This is a genomic window from Cohnella massiliensis, from assembly GCF_900169535.1.
Lineage (GTDB): Bacteria > Bacillota > Bacilli > Paenibacillales > Paenibacillaceae > Cohnella > Cohnella algarum.
The window spans coordinates 2,255,659-2,272,770 of sequence record NZ_LT821259.1; the positions used below are offsets into that span (position 1 = coordinate 2,255,659).

At 63.2% G+C, this 17,112-nt stretch carries 12 protein-coding genes; 2 read left to right on the top strand and 10 right to left on the bottom strand.

The genetic code is table 11. The features are described from left to right. Nucleotides 1–16 precede the first annotated feature (16 nt). From B7E11_RS24275 to mutS, 7 genes are all read right to left on the bottom strand, one after another. Nucleotides 17–2,656: a transglycosylase domain-containing protein gene (locus B7E11_RS24275; RefSeq protein WP_080839636.1), complete on the bottom strand. Its 2,640-nt coding sequence runs from the start codon at nucleotides 2,654–2,656 to the stop codon at nucleotides 17–19. A 162-nt stretch (nucleotides 2,657–2,818) separates the two neighbouring features. Then, entirely contained in the window at nucleotides 2,819–3,061 is a 243-nt protein-coding gene (gene hfq, locus B7E11_RS24280; RefSeq protein ID WP_080839638.1) for an RNA chaperone Hfq, read from the bottom strand. A gap of 28 nt (nucleotides 3,062–3,089) precedes the next feature. Continuing rightward, complete coding sequence (gene miaA, locus B7E11_RS24285; RefSeq protein WP_080839641.1) at nucleotides 3,090–4,112, bottom strand: tRNA (adenosine(37)-N6)-dimethylallyltransferase MiaA; 1,023 nt, start codon at nucleotides 4,110–4,112, stop codon at nucleotides 3,090–3,092. Further along, nucleotides 4,096–4,890 carry a class I SAM-dependent methyltransferase gene (locus tag B7E11_RS24290; protein WP_080839644.1) on the bottom strand — a complete coding sequence of 265 codons (795 nt, stop codon included), beginning with the start codon at nucleotides 4,888–4,890 and terminating at the stop codon, nucleotides 4,096–4,098. The genes miaA and B7E11_RS24290 overlap by 17 nt, the downstream gene beginning before the upstream one ends. Then, nucleotides 4,887–7,034 carry a DNA mismatch repair endonuclease MutL gene (mutL, locus tag B7E11_RS24295; RefSeq protein ID WP_080839647.1) on the bottom strand — a complete coding sequence of 716 codons (2,148 nt, stop codon included), beginning with the start codon at nucleotides 7,032–7,034 and terminating at the stop codon, nucleotides 4,887–4,889. Before mutL ends, B7E11_RS24290 begins: the two co-directional genes overlap by 4 nt. Nucleotides 7,035–7,057: 23 nt before the next feature. Further along, nucleotides 7,058–8,482 (bottom strand): S41 family peptidase, encoded by a 1,425-nt coding sequence (locus B7E11_RS24300; protein WP_176220882.1) that lies wholly within the window; start codon nucleotides 8,480–8,482, stop codon nucleotides 7,058–7,060. Further along, the gene (mutS, locus tag B7E11_RS24305) at nucleotides 8,482–11,277 is read right to left on the bottom strand and encodes a DNA mismatch repair protein MutS (protein ID WP_080839652.1); all 2,796 of its coding nucleotides are present in this window, start codon (nucleotides 11,275–11,277) and stop codon (nucleotides 8,482–8,484) included. Before mutS ends, B7E11_RS24300 begins: the two co-directional genes overlap by 1 nt. 208 nt (nucleotides 11,278–11,485) lie before the next feature. Here mutS and B7E11_RS24310 point away from each other — a divergent pair, with 208 nt between their 5' ends. Continuing rightward, nucleotides 11,486–12,601: a citrate synthase/methylcitrate synthase gene (locus B7E11_RS24310; protein WP_080839654.1), complete on the top strand. Its 1,116-nt coding sequence runs from the start codon at nucleotides 11,486–11,488 to the stop codon at nucleotides 12,599–12,601. Here the strand turns inward: B7E11_RS24310 and B7E11_RS24315 are convergent. From B7E11_RS24315 to B7E11_RS24330, 3 genes are all read right to left on the bottom strand, one after another. After that, nucleotides 12,579–14,051: a putative amidoligase domain-containing protein gene (locus tag B7E11_RS24315; RefSeq protein ID WP_080839656.1), complete on the bottom strand. Its 1,473-nt coding sequence runs from the start codon at nucleotides 14,049–14,051 to the stop codon at nucleotides 12,579–12,581. The two genes, B7E11_RS24310 and B7E11_RS24315, sit on opposite strands and share 23 nt — an antisense overlap. Nucleotides 14,052–14,300: 249 nt before the next feature. Continuing rightward, nucleotides 14,301–14,864 (bottom strand): outer spore coat protein CotE, encoded by a 564-nt coding sequence (locus B7E11_RS24325; protein WP_080839660.1) that lies wholly within the window; start codon nucleotides 14,862–14,864, stop codon nucleotides 14,301–14,303. Nucleotides 14,865–15,092: 228 nt separating this feature from the next. Beyond that, nucleotides 15,093–16,616 carry a carboxypeptidase M32 gene (locus B7E11_RS24330; RefSeq protein ID WP_080839662.1) on the bottom strand — a complete coding sequence of 508 codons (1,524 nt, stop codon included), beginning with the start codon at nucleotides 16,614–16,616 and terminating at the stop codon, nucleotides 15,093–15,095. A 127-nt stretch (nucleotides 16,617–16,743) separates the two neighbouring features. Here B7E11_RS24330 and B7E11_RS24335 point away from each other — a divergent pair, with 127 nt between their 5' ends. Continuing rightward, nucleotides 16,744–17,088, top strand: a complete 345-nt coding sequence (locus tag B7E11_RS24335; protein ID WP_139787299.1) for an iron-sulfur cluster biosynthesis family protein — start codon at nucleotides 16,744–16,746, stop codon at nucleotides 17,086–17,088. The last annotated feature ends 24 nt before the right edge of the window (nucleotides 17,089–17,112 follow it).

Genomic DNA, 17,112 nt, shown 5'->3' on the forward strand with positions numbered 1-17,112 from the left:
TCCGGCTTCAAATCCGTTATGGCGAAGGCAGCACGTTCAACGCTTCTTCCGAATCGTTCAGCGGTACCGTACCCTGTTCGGGCGGCGGAGAAACGGTCGCGGGGTCCGCAGGCGCCTCGGATTCGATCGGGATATCTCCCCATGCTCCGTCGCCGCCTTCGTTTCCTTGCTCGCCGGTTCCGTTGCCGTTTCCTTGGCCGTTGCCGTTGTTGCCTTGACCGTTTCCGTTGCCATTTCCATTGCCTTCACCGTTGCCGTTGCCATTTCCATTTCCATTGCCTTCGCCGTTGCCATTGCCGATTTCGCCTTGGCCGTTCCCGTTCCCATTGCCATTCCCATTGCCGTTGCCGTTGCCGGGATTCTCCGGCGGGAGCTGCTCCCCTTCGCCCTCGCCGTTTTCAGGCGGCAGCTCGAGGTCGCTCGTCACGGTGACGCTCACGCCGGTCGAAGGCGCCCCTTCCGCGTCGAGCGCCGAAGAGTACGCTTTGACGTAATACGTGTACGTCTTGTCGGGCAAAATGGCAAAATCGTCGAAGGCGGGCTCGGCCGATTCGGCCAACAGCGCGAAGGAGGCTTCCGACGCTTCCTTGCGGTAAATCTTGTACGTAATATTGTCCCCTTCCACCGGGCTCCAGGTCAATTCGACCGCGACATTCTGCGTATTGTATTGACCGGCAAGCCCGGTCACGGCGTCCGGCCCTTTCGGTTCCTCCTGGACGTCGCCGGCGTCCGGGAACGATTTTTTCTCGTAATTTTTCAGCACGGACGTCATGACCTCGGAGAAGAGCGAAGCGGCCTGGCCGCTGCTTTTCTTCACGTAATGCTCCGCGTCCGTCTTGTCGTAGCCCATCCACACCGCGGCCGTCAGCTCCGGCGTGAAGCCGACGAACCAGACGTCGCGGTTGCCGCCGGAATCGATCCCCTCGATGCCGAGCTGCGTCGTCCCCGTTTTCCCGGCGACGGTGCGTCCGCTCACTTTCGCGCTTTTGCCGGTGCCGCCCGAAACGACGCCTTCCAGAAGCTCGCGAACGTAGTAAGCCGTTTGCTCGCTCATGACGCGGTTGTCGCCGGGCGTTTCGATGGAGTAAACGACCTCGCCGGAAGAATCGGTAATTTCCGAAATGGTGTGCGGCGTCTGCAGCAGGCCGCCGTTCGCGAACGCCGCATACGCGTTCGCCATCTGAACGGTCGTGACGCCTTCCGAAAGCCCCCCCAGCGCGATCGCCAGATTGCGGTCGTTTTCCCCGAGCTCGATGCCGAGCTTCTTGGCGAATTCGACGCCGGTGCCGACGCCGATTTCGTTCAGCAGCCAGACGGCCGGCTGGTTGACGGAATCGCGGATCGCATCCTTCATGCTGATCGGGCCGACGTACTTGTTTCGGTTGGAGTCGGTCGGGCAATACTTGCCGTTGTCGTAACATACTTTATCGTCCCGCAGCGTCGACCACGGGTACCAGTCCCCGGTTTCGAGCGCGGGGCCGTAGGACACGATCGGCTTGAACGAAGAGCCGGGCTGGCGCTTGCTGTAGACGCGGTTCAGGTTTTTCGTGCTGTAATCCCGTCCGCCGGCCATCGCGACGATCGAGCCGTCGTGCTGGTTCATGATGACCATCGCGCCCTGCATCGGGATGTCGTCCGCGCTCTCCTCGAAGTTGTCCGGGTCGGAGAACGCCTTCTCGACGACCGTCTGGGCCGCCGTATCGATCGTCGTTTTGATCGTGTAGCCGCCCGTGAGCAGCTCTTCCTCGGTTTTGCCCAGCACGTCCTGCGCTTCCTCGACGACATAATCGAGAAACGCGGCGTATTGGGAGCTGTCCTCCGGCACGACGCTCGGATCGTATTCGACGGCCATCGCCTGCTGCTTCTCGGCCTCCGTTATGATCCCCTGGTCTTCCATGAGCGTAAGGACGACGGCGCGGCGCTCCATCGATTTTTCCGGATTTCGCACCGGGTTGTACGTGTTCGGCGCTTTCGGCATTCCAGCCAGCGTCGCGATTTGCCACAGCTCCAGGTCGTTCAGATCGTCGACGCCGAAATAGTATTTGGCGGCCGTCTTGATGCCATATTGCCCTTTGCCGAAATAAATCCGGTTCAAATACAGCTCCAGAATCTCGTCCTTCGATTTATGGTTTTCGAGCGCCAGGGCGATCGAGGCTTCCGTGCCTTTGCGGAACAGCGTCTTGTCCGCGTTCAAAAAAATGTTCCTTGCGAGCTGCTGCGTAATCGTGCTCGCTCCCTCGACCGCGCTGCGGGCGATGATATCCTTGACGAGCGCCCGGCCGATGCCGAACAGATCGACGCCGCTGTGCTCGTAGAAGCGCTTGTCCTCGGTCGCGACGAACGCCTGCTGCAGCAGCTTCGGGATTTCGCTGATCGGGACGTACTCCCGGTTCCCTTCGAGAACGTACAATTTATCCAGCTCGTTGCCGTTGCTGTCGACGATGATCGTCGCTTTATCCATGTCGTTCAACTTGTTCATGTTTTGGCTCAAAATCCGTTCGCCGTTCAAAATGACGAGCAAATAGCCGAGGACGGCGCAAACGGCGAAAAACAAAAGGACGAACAGCAGCCAGATCCAGCCGGTTTTGCGCTTTTGCTTGGCTCCCTTCTTTCCGGAGCGCTTGGTGTTTTTCGCGGGCGGTGCGGTCTTGCTCATGGTGCGTTTCCCCCTTTTTAACAGTCGGTTTCTCTATTTTTCTCTCCCGCCGGACCAAAAGAAGGAGCAACCCGCCAAGGGGTTGCTCGGTGGCCGGTCTATTCGGTTAGACGTAGTGTGGGGGCGAAAAGTTTCATTTTCCGCCGTGAACGGGGTGCCCGCTCAGGCTTCCGAACCCGTGTCCTGCTGCTGGAGGGATACGTTGCGCTGCGGCATAAACGTGCTGATCGCGTGCTTATAGACCATTTGTTGGCGGCCTTCGCTGTCGATAACGATCGTGAAATTGTCAAAGGCGCGCACGACGCCGCGGATTTGAAATCCGTTGGTCAAATAAACCGTGACCGGGACGCTGTCTTTGCGCAATTGATTGAGAAACGTATCCTGGATATTAATGGACTTGTTCATTACCGGTAACCCCCATCGCCATAAAAGATTATTGACAAGTATATTCAAGATCGCAGAGAAACTTTCCTGCTATTATATCACAAATCTCCGTTAAAAGATTGCGGTCTTTTTCTTCCTTCTCGAGACTCACCCATTCAAGCTCTTTCATCCGTCGGAACCAGGACAGCTGGCGTTTGGCAAAACGGCGCGTATCCCGCTTGAGCAGCTCCACCGCTCCCTTGTAGTCCAGCTCCCCCGCCAGGTAGGACGCCATTTCCTTGTAGCCGAGCGCCTGCATCGACACGGCGCTTCGCGGCACGCCGGCCGCGAGCAGCCGCTTCACCTCATCCAAAAGTCCCTGCTCGAGCATTTCGTCCACCCGAAGGCCGATGCGCCGGTACAGCTCGGCCCGGTCCATCGTCAGCCCGATCAGGCAGAGTTTGTAGGGAGAAGCTTTATCGTCGCCCCTCTGCTGGCTTTGCAGCTCGGAAAGCGGCCGGCCCGTCGTTTCATAGATTTCCAGGGCGCGGACGACCCGGCGCACGTCGTTTGGATGAAGCTTGGCCGCGGTTTCCGGATCGACGTCGAAAAGCTTGCGATGTAGCGCGTCGGCTCCGTGCTCCTGGGCCCAGCGGCTCATTTTTTCCCGAAATTCGGCATCGCCGCCTTCCTCGCGGAAGCTGTACCCGTAGCAAACGGATTCGACGTACAGGCCGGTTCCCCCGACGATAAACGGCAGCTTGCCCCGCGCGTGAATGTCGGCGATCGTCTCTTCGCAGCGCGCTTGAAAGTCCGCGACCGAAAACGGATCGGCCGGATCGAGAATGTCGATCATGTGATGCGGGATCCCTTGGCGATGCTCGGGCTCCAGCTTTGCGGTGCCGATGTCCATTCCGCGGTACACCTGCATCGAATCGCCGCTGATGATTTCGCAATCGAAGGCGCGGGCGACCGCGAGGCTGAGCGCCGTCTTGCCGACGGCGGTCGGGCCGACGAGCGCCAGCAGCGGCAGCCTCTCATCCTTGCCGGGCCTTGGTTTCCCGCTTGTCGTTGAGTCAGTCGTTTTCGTCATGAATCGAAATCACTCCATATGCGATCGCGGCGCCGGAAGGCCGGACGAGGCGGATGCCGAGCCGCGCGAATTGCCCGCTTTCGCGGTGCTCCTTCAGGACGATCCGCTTGCGGGCGACCCGGCGGGCTTGGCGAAGCGCCTCCTCCGCGAGCGGCTCGTCCTTGGCGTAAGCCCGAAGCGGCGCAAGGGAGCTTGCGGCCTCCACCGGCACGGTGAACATCGGGTCGAAATAGACGATGTCCACGCTTTTGTCGGGCATCGCCGACATATATTCGAGATGGTCGGCGCACACCGCGTCGATCCGCCGCATCGCGGCGTTGACGTCCGCCAGCTCGCTGTCGTACTCGCGCAGGCCTTCGCGCACGATGACGTGCAGCAGCCGCGACGCCTCCAGCGCCGTCACGCGCCCCTTCTCGCCGACGGCGTAGGACAGCACCAGCGAATCCGCGCCGAGCCCGGCCGTGCAATCCAGCACCGCGTCGCCTTCCTTCGCGTTCGCGGCCTCGACGAGCGCGTCGGTGCCGCCGTCCCTCAACCGCTTGACGCGGATGAACGCCATGCTCGGATGATAAAACAGCGGGGGCGCGTCGCCGGCGACGAAGCGCAAGCCGTCCGCGCCCGCGACGAGCACGCCGTCCCGGGCGTCGGCGTATTTGCGCCGCAATCCGGCCAGCGTCTCGCGCCTTCGCGGCGCGAACCGGCAGGAAAATTCGCCGGCAAGCCGCCTTGCCCTCTCGATCATCTCCCGATCGGGCCGCTCGGCCGTCGTAACGATCACGACATCACCCGCTTAAACATTTTCTCGAGCTCGTACGTCGTGAAGCTGACGACGATCGGCCGGCCGTGCGGGCACGTGTACGGCTGCCTGCAGTCGCCGAGACGCCGCAACAGCGCCTCCCCCGACTCCCTCGTCAGCGACTGGTTCGCCTTGATCGACGCTTTGCAGGACGTGAGGATCGACGCCTTTTCCCGAAGCTTCGGAAGGTCGACTCCCCGCTCCTGAAGCACCCATTCGGCCATCTCGCGGACGATGTCCGCTTCGTCCCCGTCCGGGAACCAGTGGGGAACCGCCCGTATGATTAAGGTATTCCCACCGAAATCCTCCATATATACCCCGACTTGCTCGAACAAGTGCAACCGGGTCCGGAGCGCCGCGAATTCGTCCGGCGCGAACGTAAGCGTCACCGGCAGCAGCAGCTCCTGGCTCGCCTCCTCGGGACGGCCGAATTTCTCGAAAAAATATTCGTAGTTGATCCGCTCGTGGGCGGCGTGCTGATCGATCAGGTACAGGCCGGTTTCGTTCTGGGCGACGATGTACGTGCCGTGCAGCTGTCCGATCCAGTGCAGCTCGGGAAACTCCGCCTTCGGATCCCGCTTCGGCGCCGCGTAGGCCGCTTCCCATACCCGTTCCGGAAGTCCGGACGCCTTCGGCCGGCCCGACCCGTCCGGGAAGAAGGCCCCGGTCCCCGCTTGCCTCGGGGCAGCAGCGGAGGCGCCTTGCCGCATTTCGCCGCCGAAAGCGCCGCTTCCGTCCGGCCGCGCCGCCCGCGGACGGCTGCCGCCGGCGCCCGGTTCCGGACGGCCTTCGGGCCCGCCGCCGTCCGCCGGTTGCCCGGCGGCCTCATAGGACGAGGCCGCTTCGGTTTCGCGGATGTGCGGCTCCGGCGAAGCGCCATCCGCGTAGCGGGCGGACATCGCGCTCCCGCCGAAGGCGGGCGGCGCGGTGCGCGCGAGCGACGCCAAGTCCGGCGTCGCGGCCTCCGCCGCGGCCGTTCCGCCGGCTGCCGGCGCGTTCGGCGCTGCGGCCCCGGATGCGCCGGACTCGCCGCCCGACGCCGGCGACGGATCGCTTGGCGCTTCGCGGAAGCGCAGCTGCTCCTGTACCCAGGCGGGCGTCTTCGTCTGCCGCACCGCCGTGCCGGACGGGATGTACGCCTGCTCGCCGAGCGCCTGGCGCACCGCTTGCTCGACGAACGCGCGCAGCTCGCTTTCCTTGCTGAATCGGACCTCCAGCTTCGAAGGATGGACGTTCACGTCCAGCAAGGACGGATGCATCCGCAAATGAAGCACCGCCAGCGGGAAACGGTTGATCGGCAGCAGCGTATGGTACGCTTGCAGCAGCGGCTGCGTAACGGCGGCGCTGCGGACGTAGCGTCCGTTCACGAGCACCGTGATGGCGTTGCGGTTCGCCCGGGTTTCCACGGGCAGCGCGGCGAGCCCCGTCAGCCGATAGTCGGGGTGCTCGGCGGCAAGCGGCACCATCGCTTTGGCTGCCGCATTGCCGTAGATCGCGGCCACCACCTGCCGCAAATCGCCGTTGCCCGGCGTTCGGAGCAGAACCGAACCGTTGTGCGTAAATGTGAACGCGATGTCCGGCCTGGCGAGCGCCTGCCGGTACATGACGTCGGACAGATGGCCGAGCTCCGTCTGCACCGTCTTCATATATTTCAGCCGCGCAGGCGTATTGTAGAACAGCTCCCGGACGGTCATGTCCGTCCCCTGCCGGGCCGTGGCGTCCTCGTGCTTTTTGACGGCTCCGCCTTCGATTTCCAGCACCCGGCCGAGCCCGCCGGAATCCGTCGCGCTGACGCAGCGAACTTTCGCGACGGCCGCGATGCTCGGAAGCGCCTCGCCCCTGAAGCCGAGCGTCGCGATTTGAAACAGGTCCTTGCCGCTTGCGATTTTGCTGGTGGCGTGGCGCTCGAACGCCGTCGGCAAATCCTCGGCCATAATGCCGGAGCCGTTGTCCGCGATCCGCAGCAGCGCCAGGCCCCCGTCCTCCGCCGTCACGTCGACGGTCGTCGCTCCGGCGTCGACGGCGTTTTCGATCAATTCCTTCAACACGGAGGACGGTCTTTCGACCACTTCGCCTGCGGCTATCTGATTCGCCAGATGATCGTCCAACAGCCGAATGACTCCCATCCCGTACTCCCCCTTATTCCGCGTTATCCTTTATACCCGATCTTCAGCACCCCGCCGGCGGCCGAAAACGTCAGTCCGGAGTACCATTTGGCGAGAAGCCTGACATCGATATAGGAGGCGCCGCCTTCGCTGCGCATCCGGGAATCGCTCGTTTTGACCTTGTTCAAGGCGTTTTCCGATTTAAAAAACACCGTCTTCGAAGAGGAATCGTACGACACGCTCGCGCCGACGATCGCCGCCGCGAGCTTCGTGCCGACGTACCAAACGCCGCTCTGTTGGATCGCCGCCGAAGGTTGTCCCATGCGCACGCGATTCACCGTTACCGAGCCCTCGCCGATCGCGAGCGCGAGCGAGCCGCCCCCCGCGGAACGGTAGCCCGCGATCAACTGTTCGGCCGCCCCCGCCACGACCGTATCGGGCGCCAGTCCCTTCCGGTCCACCTTGTAGCCTTTGGGCGTATAGTATTCTTCCACCGTAACCTTGAGCACGCCGCCGGACGAAACGGGGATGATCTGCTGGACGACCCCTTTGCCGTACGTGCGGGTGCCGATCAGCTTCGCGATTCCGTAATCCTGCAGCGCCGCCGCGAACAGCTCCGAGGCGCTGGCGCTGTTGCCGTTGACGAGAACGCGGATCGGGTAGCTTTTGGACGTTCCTTCCACGACCATCGCCTTGTCGTTGCCTTCCCGGTCGATCATATGCGCCAAAACCCCGTTCTCGATAAACAGGGCGGCGATTTTTTGCGCTTGATCGGTGTAGCCTCCGCCGTTGTCCCGCAGATCGATCACAAGCCCTTTCATCCCCTGCCGCTCAAGCTTGTCAAGCTCGGCCGCGAACTTGTCGTACGCATCCGACGAAAAGCCCTCCAAATCCAAATACCCGATCCCGTCGCCCATCCAGACGCCTGCCGCCGTCGGCAGCTGCACCGGCTTGCGGACCATCGTGAATTCGTGCGAGCCGGAGCTACGCGTAATGCCGATCGAAACGCTAGAGCCTTCCTCGCCGAGAATTTCGCTTTGCGTTTCCGCGAACGTCTTGCCGGCGACCGATCGGCCGTCGACGGACACGATTTTGTCGCCGGCGCGTATTCCGGCCTGCTCCGCGGGACTGCCGCCGATCACGTCCTGGATGTAGACGGCTCCTTTTTCCTCGATGAGTTTGACGCCGATTCCGATGAATTTCTGCTCCAGGCTGCCGGAATAAGCCGTCCATTCTTCCTGGGTAAAGTATTCCGTGTAAGGATCGTTCAACGATTCGACCATGCCTTTGATGGCCGCTTCGTCCAATGTCGAATCCGCCGGCTTGCTTAAATGGTACTGCTCCAGCAGCTCGCGAACTTCATCGGATTGCGCGGAGCTTTCCGCGAATGCGGCGGCCGAAGGCCCCGCGGTCAAGGAGACCGCGAGCAGCAGCGACGCGAATCGGCGCCAAAGCGTCACCGGTTTCATTAGGCATCCCCGCTCTCTACCAATTGATTTTTGACGTCGTTCAGCCATTCCAGCGCCTGCAGCGGCGTGAGGCGCATGACGTCCACCTTGCGAAGCTTTTCCAAAATTTTGTCCCCGTGCGTTTGCGCCTTGCGCGGTTTGTCCGCCGGGGGAGCCGGCTCGGCGAACATCGACAGCTGCACCGGGCCGGCCGATGCTGCGTCCTCGGCTGCCAAGGCCGGCGGCGACGAATACGCCGGCGCCGCGGACTCGCGGATGCCGGATGGGCGGATGCCGCTCTCCCGTTCCGCCGCATCCGTCTCGCCCTGTCCGCTCTCGGCCGCCTCTCGTTCGGCGTTCCCCGCGGCGGCGGCCTCCAGCGAAGCCGCGGCTTGCCTTCTTGCCGGCGCGCCCGGCAAATTGGCGGTACCCCCCGCTTCGAGCAGATGATACGCCCTCGAGACAATCGAATCCGGGAGTCCCGCCAGCTCCGCGCAATAGATGCCGTAGCTGGAATCGGCCGCGCCGGGAACGAGCTTGCGCAAAAACGTCACGCCGTCCTCGCTTTCCTTGACGGCCATGCAGCCGTTGCGCAGCCGGGGCAGCGTTCGCTCCAGGTGCGCCAGCTCGTGAAAGTGCGTCGAGACGAGCGCCTTGCAGCCGATGACGTCGTGCACGTACTCGATGACCGCCTGCGCGATCGCCACCCCCTCGTCCGTCGACGTTCCGCGGCCCAGCTCGTCGATAATGACGAGGCTGCGGTCGGTCGCCTGCTCGGTCATCACCTGGATATCCTTCATTTCGACCATGAACGTGCTCTGCCCGCCGACGAGGTCGTCCGCCGCCCCGATCCGGGTGAAAATCCGGTCGATCAGCGGCAGCTCCGCTTCCTTGGCCGGCACGAAGCAGCCGATTTGGGCCATGATCGAAATCATCGCCACCTGCCGCATGTACGTGCTCTTGCCCGCCATGTTGGGGCCCGTAATGAGCAAGATCGATCCGTCCTCAGCCGAAAGCGCCGAATCGTTGGCGATAAACGCCGTCCCTTCGGCGACCGCTTCGACGACCGGGTGCCGTCCTTCCCGAATGCGAAGGCCGTAGCCGTCGTTCCACTTCGGGCGCACATACCGGCGTTCCGCGCTCACCTCGGCCAGCGATTGCAGCGCGTCCAGCGCGGCCAGTTGCTCGGCCAGCTTCTGGAGGCGGGGAATTTCGGCGGCGATCCGGTCGCGCAGCGAGACGAAAATTTCGTATTCGAGATCGATCATCCGGTCTTCGGCTTCCAGGATGAGCGCTTCCTTTTCCTTCAGTTCGGGCGTGACGAACCGTTCGGCGTTCGCGAGCGTCTGCTTGCGCTCGTACCGGCCTTCCGGCAAAGCGCCGAGATTCGCCTTCGTCACCTCGAGATAATAGCCGAACACTTTGTTGAAGCCGATTTTCAGCGATTTGATGCCGGTCGCTTCGCGCTCCCGGCGCTCGAGCTCCGCGATCCACTTCTTGCCGTTCACGCTCGCCTCCCGCAGCTCGTCGAGCTTGGCGTCGAAGCCCGCGCGAATCAAGCCTCCTTCGCGCAGCGCGACGGGCGGCTCGTCGGCGATGGCGGCGGCGATCGCATCGGCGAGCTCCGCGCAAGGATCCATCGCGTCGGCCAGCCGGGCGAGCGGCCCGCCCGAAAGCTGGCCGCACAGCCCGCGAATCGGCGGAACCTTCCGCAGCGACGCCTTCAGCGCGTTCAGGTCGCGGGCGTTCGCCGTCCCGTAAGCGATCCGGCCGACGAGCCGCTCCAGATCGTAGACGTCGGCCAGCTCCCCGCGCAATTCCGCGCGCAGCATCCAGTTGCCGTGCAGCGCTTCGACCGCGTCCAGCCGCTCGTCCAGCATCCGCCGGTCCAGCAGCGGCTGGTCGATCCAGCGCCGGAGCAAGCGCGCCCCCATCGACGTCTTCGTCTGGTCGAGCAGCCACAGAAGCGAGCCTTTGCGCGAGCGGTCGCGCACCGTCTCGGTCAATTCCAGATTGCGGCGCGTAAACGCGTCCAGCGCCATGAACTGCTGCTGCTCGTACGGCCTGATCTTGCGCAAGTGGCCGAGCGACCGCTTCTGCGTTTCGCCCAGGTAGGCGATCAGCCGCGCGACCGCAAGCCGCCGCACCCGTTCGTGGCGATCCCATTGCTCCTCCGGGAACTGCCTGCGCAGCCGCTCGTCCTCTTTCCCGTCGAGGGCGCGTTCCGTGAACAGCAAATTCCGTCCCGAAGCCGCGGCTTCCCCGCGCATCGACCCGATCGCGGCCGCGTCCCCGACCGCTTCGAGCGGACGGTACACGTTCAGCTCGTTGCGGATGTTCTCCTTGCCGGCGGGAAAAGAAGTGACGTACATCTCGCCGGTCGTCAGATCGCAGGCCGCGAGCCCGAAGCGGCCGTCTTCCTCGGCCGCCCCGACCAGAAAATTGTTCGCGCCTTCGCCGAGCGATTTCGTTTCCATGACGGTGCCGGGCGTGACGATCCGGACGATTTCCCGCTTGACCATGCCTTTCGTAACGGCCGGATCTTCCATTTGTTCGCAAACGGCCACCTTGTAACCTTTTTCCACCAGTTTGACTATGTACGATTCGGCGGAATGATGGGGCACGCCGCACATCGGAATCCGCTCTTCCTGGCCGCCTCCGCGCCCCGTCAGCGTAAGGCCGAGCTCGCGCGAAGCCGTCAGGGCGTCCTCGAAAAACATTTCGTAAAAATCGCCGAGGCGGAAGAACAGGAGCGCGTCCCGCGCCTCCTCCTTGACGGCCAAATATTGCTGCATCATCGGGGTATAACCTGCCATCGAGAACCTCCAGCACGCGCCTGATTGTTTCAAAAATATGAATCTATTATAGCAAAAAAGACGGACATCCGCTTCAGGCCGCCGGACGCAACCGCGAAAGCGATTTTTGATAAATTTTATTTATAACATAGAAAGAAAATTATAAATTCCTCGAATCGATCGTTTCGAATATACTGTTATCAATTCAAATGAAAGAGGTGGGCAAAACATGGCCAGCGTTACCGGATTGGAAGGAATCGTCGCGGCGGAAACGGACATTTCCCTGGTCGACGGAGAGCGCGGACGGCTTGTCTATCGCGGGTACGAGGCGAAGGAGCTGGCGGTTTCCAAAAGCTTCGAGCAGGTCGCCTTTTTGCTGTGGAACGGAAGGCTGCCCGATGCGGCGGAAGAAGCGGATCTGAAAAAACGCCTGGCCGCTGGCCGGACGCTTCCCGGCGCCGTCAAGCGTTTGCTCGACCTGCTGCCCGATTCGGCCGGGCCGATGGGCGCGCTGCAAACCGCCATCGCCGCGATCGGCGCCATGGAAGGCGGCGCATGGCCGCCGTCGCCGGCCGAGGCCGAGCGGCTGACGGCCGTCGTGCCGACGATCATTGCGTACCGGGCGCGCAAAGCGGCGGGGCTCGCCGAAGTCGAACCCGACCCCGGGCTCGGCCATGCCGCCAACTACTTGCGCATGCTGACCGGACAAGCGCCCGCGGAAGCGCATGCCGCCGCGCTGGACGCTTATCTCGTCCTCGGCATGGAGCACGGGCTCAACGCCTCGACGTTCGCCGGACGCGTCATCCTGTCGACGCAAGCGGGCATGGGCGCAGCCGTCAGCGGCGCGATCGGCGCCATGGGCGGACCGCTGCACGGCGGAGCGCCGTACGAAGTGGTCGCCATGCTGGAGGCGATCGGGACGAAGAAGCGCGCCGAGCCGTGGATGCGCGGCGTGCTCGAAAGCGGAGGCCGCCTGATGGGCTTCGGCCATCGGATCTACAAGACGACCGATCCCCGCGCGGAAGCGCTGCGCGAAGCGACGCTTCGGCTGACCGGCCGGGAAGCGTCGTTCGAACTGGCGCTTTTTGTCGAGAAGACCGCCGTCCGCCTGCTCGCGGAATACAAGCCCGGACGCCGCCTGCATACGAACGTGGAGTTTTTCGCCGCCGCGATTTTGCGCGCCCTGAAGCTTCCGCCCGAACTGTTCACCCCGACGTTTACGGCGGCAAGAATGGCGGGCTGGACGGCCCACCTGCTGGAGCAGGCCCGCGTCAACCGCATCTTCCGTCCCCGATCGGTCTATACCGGCAACATGCCGGAACCTATCGAACCCGATCCGGTTTGAGCGGATGCTTGCCGCCTGCAAGAGCGATTTTCCATTTGTCCCGGAGGTCGGCGCTTTCGTCCCACCGTTTGTCCGCGGCGATGGCGCGAAACAGCGGATCGATATCGTCCTTGTAGCGGGCATAGCCGCTCGTCGCCATGACGGCGCGGCGGACCCGTTCGAAGCCGGCGAGCAGCATCGGCCGGTCGCCGAAGTAGAAGGCGTCGCGCATCGCGTCATCGTCGAGCGGGCGATGCGGCGCAAGGTCGCGGGAGTGCTCGGCCGCCACCTTGGCGAGCGCCAGCGTGCCTCGCGCGAGCAGCGGCGACACGAGCCAGCTCGGCGGCACGCGGTACTCGAAGCCGCCGTGCGGCTTCGGGCGGAAATCGCCGAGCGCGCCGTACCGCGGCCGCCGCCGCCCGGCTTCCGGCGGCTCGAGCAGCCGCAGCGGCAAGGCGACGGCGTTGTCGAGCGCGCGAAGCCGCTCGCCCGTCAGCGCGACGCCGCTGAAATGCAGGTGCCCGCCGAGCGGAACGCCGCGGGCGGGCGCGGCTCCGGCGCGGAACGACACGTCCGCGCCGGCCGTTCGTTTTGCCGCGTCGGCGAGCAGCTTGCGCAGCCGCGCGGCGAGTACGCGCGGCTCCGCGGACGGCGCGGGCCTGAGCTCGGCGAGCGGCCAGCGCAGCGCGCCGCCGATGACGACGCTGTCGCAGCCGACGGCGCCGCCCGGCGCGAAAAAACGGGCCGCGGGTACCAGCTTCCCCCGCGGCGACAACAGCACGAATTCGGGGTCGGCCCCGAGCACGGCGCATGCCCCCGCTCCCGTCTCCCGGCGCCACGCCTCCGCGAAGCTTGCCGCCGCATGGGCGAGCCGCGCCGCCGCCTCTTTCGCGCGGGGACGCAGCGCGGGGCCGATTTCGACGACCGCGCCTTGTCGGCCTCTGCCGTCCACCTCCCATTTGACCGTGCCCATATCGAGGCCCAGCGCGTAGAGCGCCCGCGCGGACGCCCGTTCCAACCTTCGCCCGAGCTCCCGTCCCGCTTTCGTTTCCTCCGGCCGGGGATCGATTTCGACCGCTTGCAGCCCGAACACCGTCACGGCAAACGCGCGCGCCGCCCGTGCAAGGCCGGCGTCCGCTCCCCGAAGCTCCCCGCCGCGGGCCGAAGCGCGGGCGGCTCCGGGCCGCGGCTTCCGATCGGAAAACGCCGTCCGGAAGCCTTCCCGCTCCAGCCTGCGGGCCGTTTCCGCCGCCCCCAGTGCCGCGGCCTTTTCGGCGTTCGCGTTCCAGAGCCAGGCTCCTTCCGCTTGTCCGGCCGGAAAGGCAGCCCGCCCCCCGTTCGGAATGACGGCGTCGCGAGGCCCGACTTTCTCCCCCGGCTTCCACGGGCGCAAGCCCGCGCCGGACAGCCCGCCGTCCGTCCCCCGGGCTCCGCACAGCCATACCGTCCCTTCCGCTTGGCCGCCGCTCACCGGTCTCCCCCTTCGCCAAAAGCGCGGGAAGGGCCGTCCCGTCGGCGAATCGACGCCGAAACCGGATGACCCTTCCCCGATTGCACCCCGACGCGTTGCGTTTCCTGCCGTCCGAAACTTCTCTTCCGCACGCCGAACGCTGACCGCGCCGCCCGAAATAGGCTGCCGATTTTTTTTCGACCGGGCATCCGCCCTCGACAATCCGCTCGCGTAGGCATAGAATTAAGTACCGCCCCTGACCCGGGCCGCTTACAAATCGTCTTCTTCCAGCAAATCCGAATCCAGATCGTCGAATTCGCCTTCCGCAAGTCCGAAGTCGGCATCCTTGTCTTCGTCCTCGAAGCCGGTCGGATCGACGACGACGACCACTTTCGTCTCGGCCACCATTTCCACGGCGAATTCGCGCTCCACGCGAATGAGCACCGAGGCGCCGTTCGAGCTGATCGTCGCTTCCACGCAATTCGGCTCCTGCGTCGCCTCGGCGGACACTTCCTCCGTGGACGAACGGTGCCTCGGATCCACATACGAGAGCGGAACGTGCTCTACATAGGAGATCGTTTCTTTGGCTACGTCGGTTTGCGAGTTTTTGCTGTAGGAATACCAGATGTTCACATCGTAAGAACCGACGATTTCAATGCCGTCCCCCGATTTGACCGCTTCGTACTGATGGTTGATGATCCAGGCCCCCAGAATGCTGGAAGGGTGGTGCGGCGGCGTCACGGTGTGGGTAACTGCCTGAAATTTCCGGCCTTTGCCGCAAACTGCTTTCGTGATGATTTCCCGTCGTTGCAGCCGTTTATCCGCAATAGCCATTCGATAGACCTCCTCCATACGTTTCAAGTCAATTAAGTCTATGCAGGACATTCGTCTAGAGTGACAAAAAAGTATCCGTGCATACGGGCCTCACTTTCATTGTATGACCCGGCTTCCAAGACATGACCAAGATTCGTAGATAAGGCGGGTTTTCGAACGGTCTTTTTTGAAGAAAAAAGGAACGCTTCGCCGCGCGGCGGCCGGAAGCGCTCCGATTCGGACATCGGTTCACAAACGGTAAATGTCCCGGTATTTCGTTTCCAAATAGTCGCACAAGTACTTCGATTGCAGCTTTTCCCCGCTGATGCGCTCGATGATTTCGGACGGCCGAAGCAGCCTGCCGAACCGGTATACCCGTTCCGCGAGCCAGCTTTTGAGCGGCAGAAGCTCGCCGGCGGCGATGTTCGCCGCAAGGTCCGGAAGCTCGCGCCGCGCGACGTTCATCATCTGGGCGGCATACATGTTTCCGAGCGAATAGGAAGGGAAATAGCCGAACGAACCGCCGGACCAATGCACGTCCTGAAGGACGCCCTCTGCATCGGTCGCGGGGCGGATTCCGAGCGCCTCCGCGTATTTCGCGTTCCACGCCTCCGGCAAATCGGCGACGCGCAAGTTTTCGTTGAACAGCATTTTTTCCAGTTCGTACCGAATGAGGATATGCAGGTTGTAGGTCAGTTCGTCCGCTTCGATCCGGATCAGCGACGGCTCGACGACGTTGATGCCGCGGTAGAACGCCTCGGCGTCCGTTCCTTCGAGCTGTCCCGGAAAATGCCTGCGCAGCTCGGGAAGATAATGCCGCCAAAATTCGCGGCTGCGGCCGACCATATTTTCCCACAAGCGGGATTGCGACTCGTGGATGCCCATCGACGTGCCCCCGGCCAGCGGCGTGCCCGCCAGCTGCGGCGAAATATTTTGCTCGTAGAGCGCATGGCCTCCCTCGTGGATCGTTCCGAACAAGGCGCTGGTCAAGTCCTGCGGCAAATAGCGCGTCGTGATGCGGACGTCCCCTGGGCTCAAGCCGGTCGCGAACGGATGGACGCTTTCGTCGAGCCGACCGGCGCCGAAATCGTAGCCCATTTCCTTCAGGACGAACAGGCTAAACCGCTTTTGCGCCTCCACCGGAAACGTTCCCCGCAGAAACGACGTATCCGGGCGAACTCCGTCGCTCGCGATCGCCTCCGCCAGCGGCACGAGCCGCGCCTTCAATTCGCCGAACAACCGGTCCAGCTCCGCCGTCGTCATGCCGGGCTCGTACATGTCCAGCAGCGTATCGTAGGGCGTGCCTTTTGCGCCCCACAGCTCGATAAACTGGCGGTTGAACGCGATGATCTTCTCCAAATACGGAGAAAAGCCCGGAAAATCGTTCTTTTCCTTCGCTTCCTCCCAAGCCGATTCGGCTTGGGACGTCAAGACGACATATTCCCGGTACAGCTCGGGCGGCAGCTTGCGGTTGCGCTCGAATTCCTTTTTCGTTTCCTCGACCAGCCGCCTGTCCGTTTCCTCCAACGCTTCGTATGTACCTGGCTCGGACAACCGCTCCAACAGCTCGCCCATCTCGTCCGACGTCGCGATCCGAAACATGTCGGAGGACAGCGTCCCGACGGCTTCGGATCTCAGCCCGATTCCTTTGCGGGGAGCCCCCGTCCGCATATCCCAATAGACGACTCCCAATATCTCCTCATACTGCTTCAGCTTGCGGGTCAATTCGTAAAAACGTTTGAGTTCTTCCGAACGAATGTTTGGCGTATCCATCCCGGTCCATCCTTTCCGTACTGGAGTCATCCCCCCTTGATCATACCCGTCGGGAAAACTATAATCAACATAGCGATCGGCTGCGGGAACGGTTGGGAAAAACGCCACGGCGGGAGGAGAAACAACGATGATCAGGATCGATTGGAGCGCCGAAGCCGCGGAAGCGTTGCGGGCCGAATTCGGGCCGGAGGGGCCCGTTTGGAAGCTGGTGTACGACTCGGAAGGCTGCGGCTGCGCGGTCAGCGGCGTGCCCGCTTTGTGGGCGGTGGAAGCTCCGCTTGCGGACGACGTGCAGGCCGAAGGAGGCCCCGTCCGGGTCTGGTACGAGAAACGCCACGAAGTGTTTTTCGACGAACGGATGCGAGTGGATTACGATGCCGCGGGACGCCGCTTCCGGCTGCTGAGCGACGGCCAAATTTACACGAACCGTCTTGCCGTCGTCGACCGGAGAGAAGTTCGAAACACGTTTTAATGGAAGCAGGAAGGAAATATGTTT

Bases quoted from the DNA above. Each gene is read 5' to 3' on its own strand.
- B7E11_RS24335 (WP_139787299.1), top strand. From the start codon at position 16,744: ATGATCAGGATCGATTGGAGCGCCGAAGCCGCGGAAGCGTTGCGGGCC.
- B7E11_RS24300 (WP_176220882.1), bottom strand. From the start codon at position 8,482: ATGAAACCGGTGACGCTTTGGCGCCGATTCGCGTCGCTGCTGCTCGCG.
- B7E11_RS24310 (WP_080839654.1), top strand. From the start codon at position 11,486: ATGGCCAGCGTTACCGGATTGGAAGGAATCGTCGCGGCGGAAACGGAC.
- hfq (WP_080839638.1), bottom strand. From the start codon at position 3,061: ATGAACAAGTCCATTAATATCCAGGATACGTTTCTCAATCAATTGCGC.
- mutL (WP_080839647.1), bottom strand. From the start codon at position 7,034: ATGGGAGTCATTCGGCTGTTGGACGATCATCTGGCGAATCAGATAGCC.
- B7E11_RS24330 (WP_080839662.1), bottom strand. From the start codon at position 16,616: ATGGATACGCCAAACATTCGTTCGGAAGAACTCAAACGTTTTTACGAA.
- B7E11_RS24325 (WP_080839660.1), bottom strand. From the start codon at position 14,864: ATGGCTATTGCGGATAAACGGCTGCAACGACGGGAAATCATCACGAAA.
- B7E11_RS24275 (WP_080839636.1), bottom strand. From the start codon at position 2,656: ATGAGCAAGACCGCACCGCCCGCGAAAAACACCAAGCGCTCCGGAAAG.
- miaA (WP_080839641.1), bottom strand. From the start codon at position 4,112: ATGACGAAAACGACTGACTCAACGACAAGCGGGAAACCAAGGCCCGGC.
- mutS (WP_080839652.1), bottom strand. From the start codon at position 11,277: ATGGCAGGTTATACCCCGATGATGCAGCAATATTTGGCCGTCAAGGAG.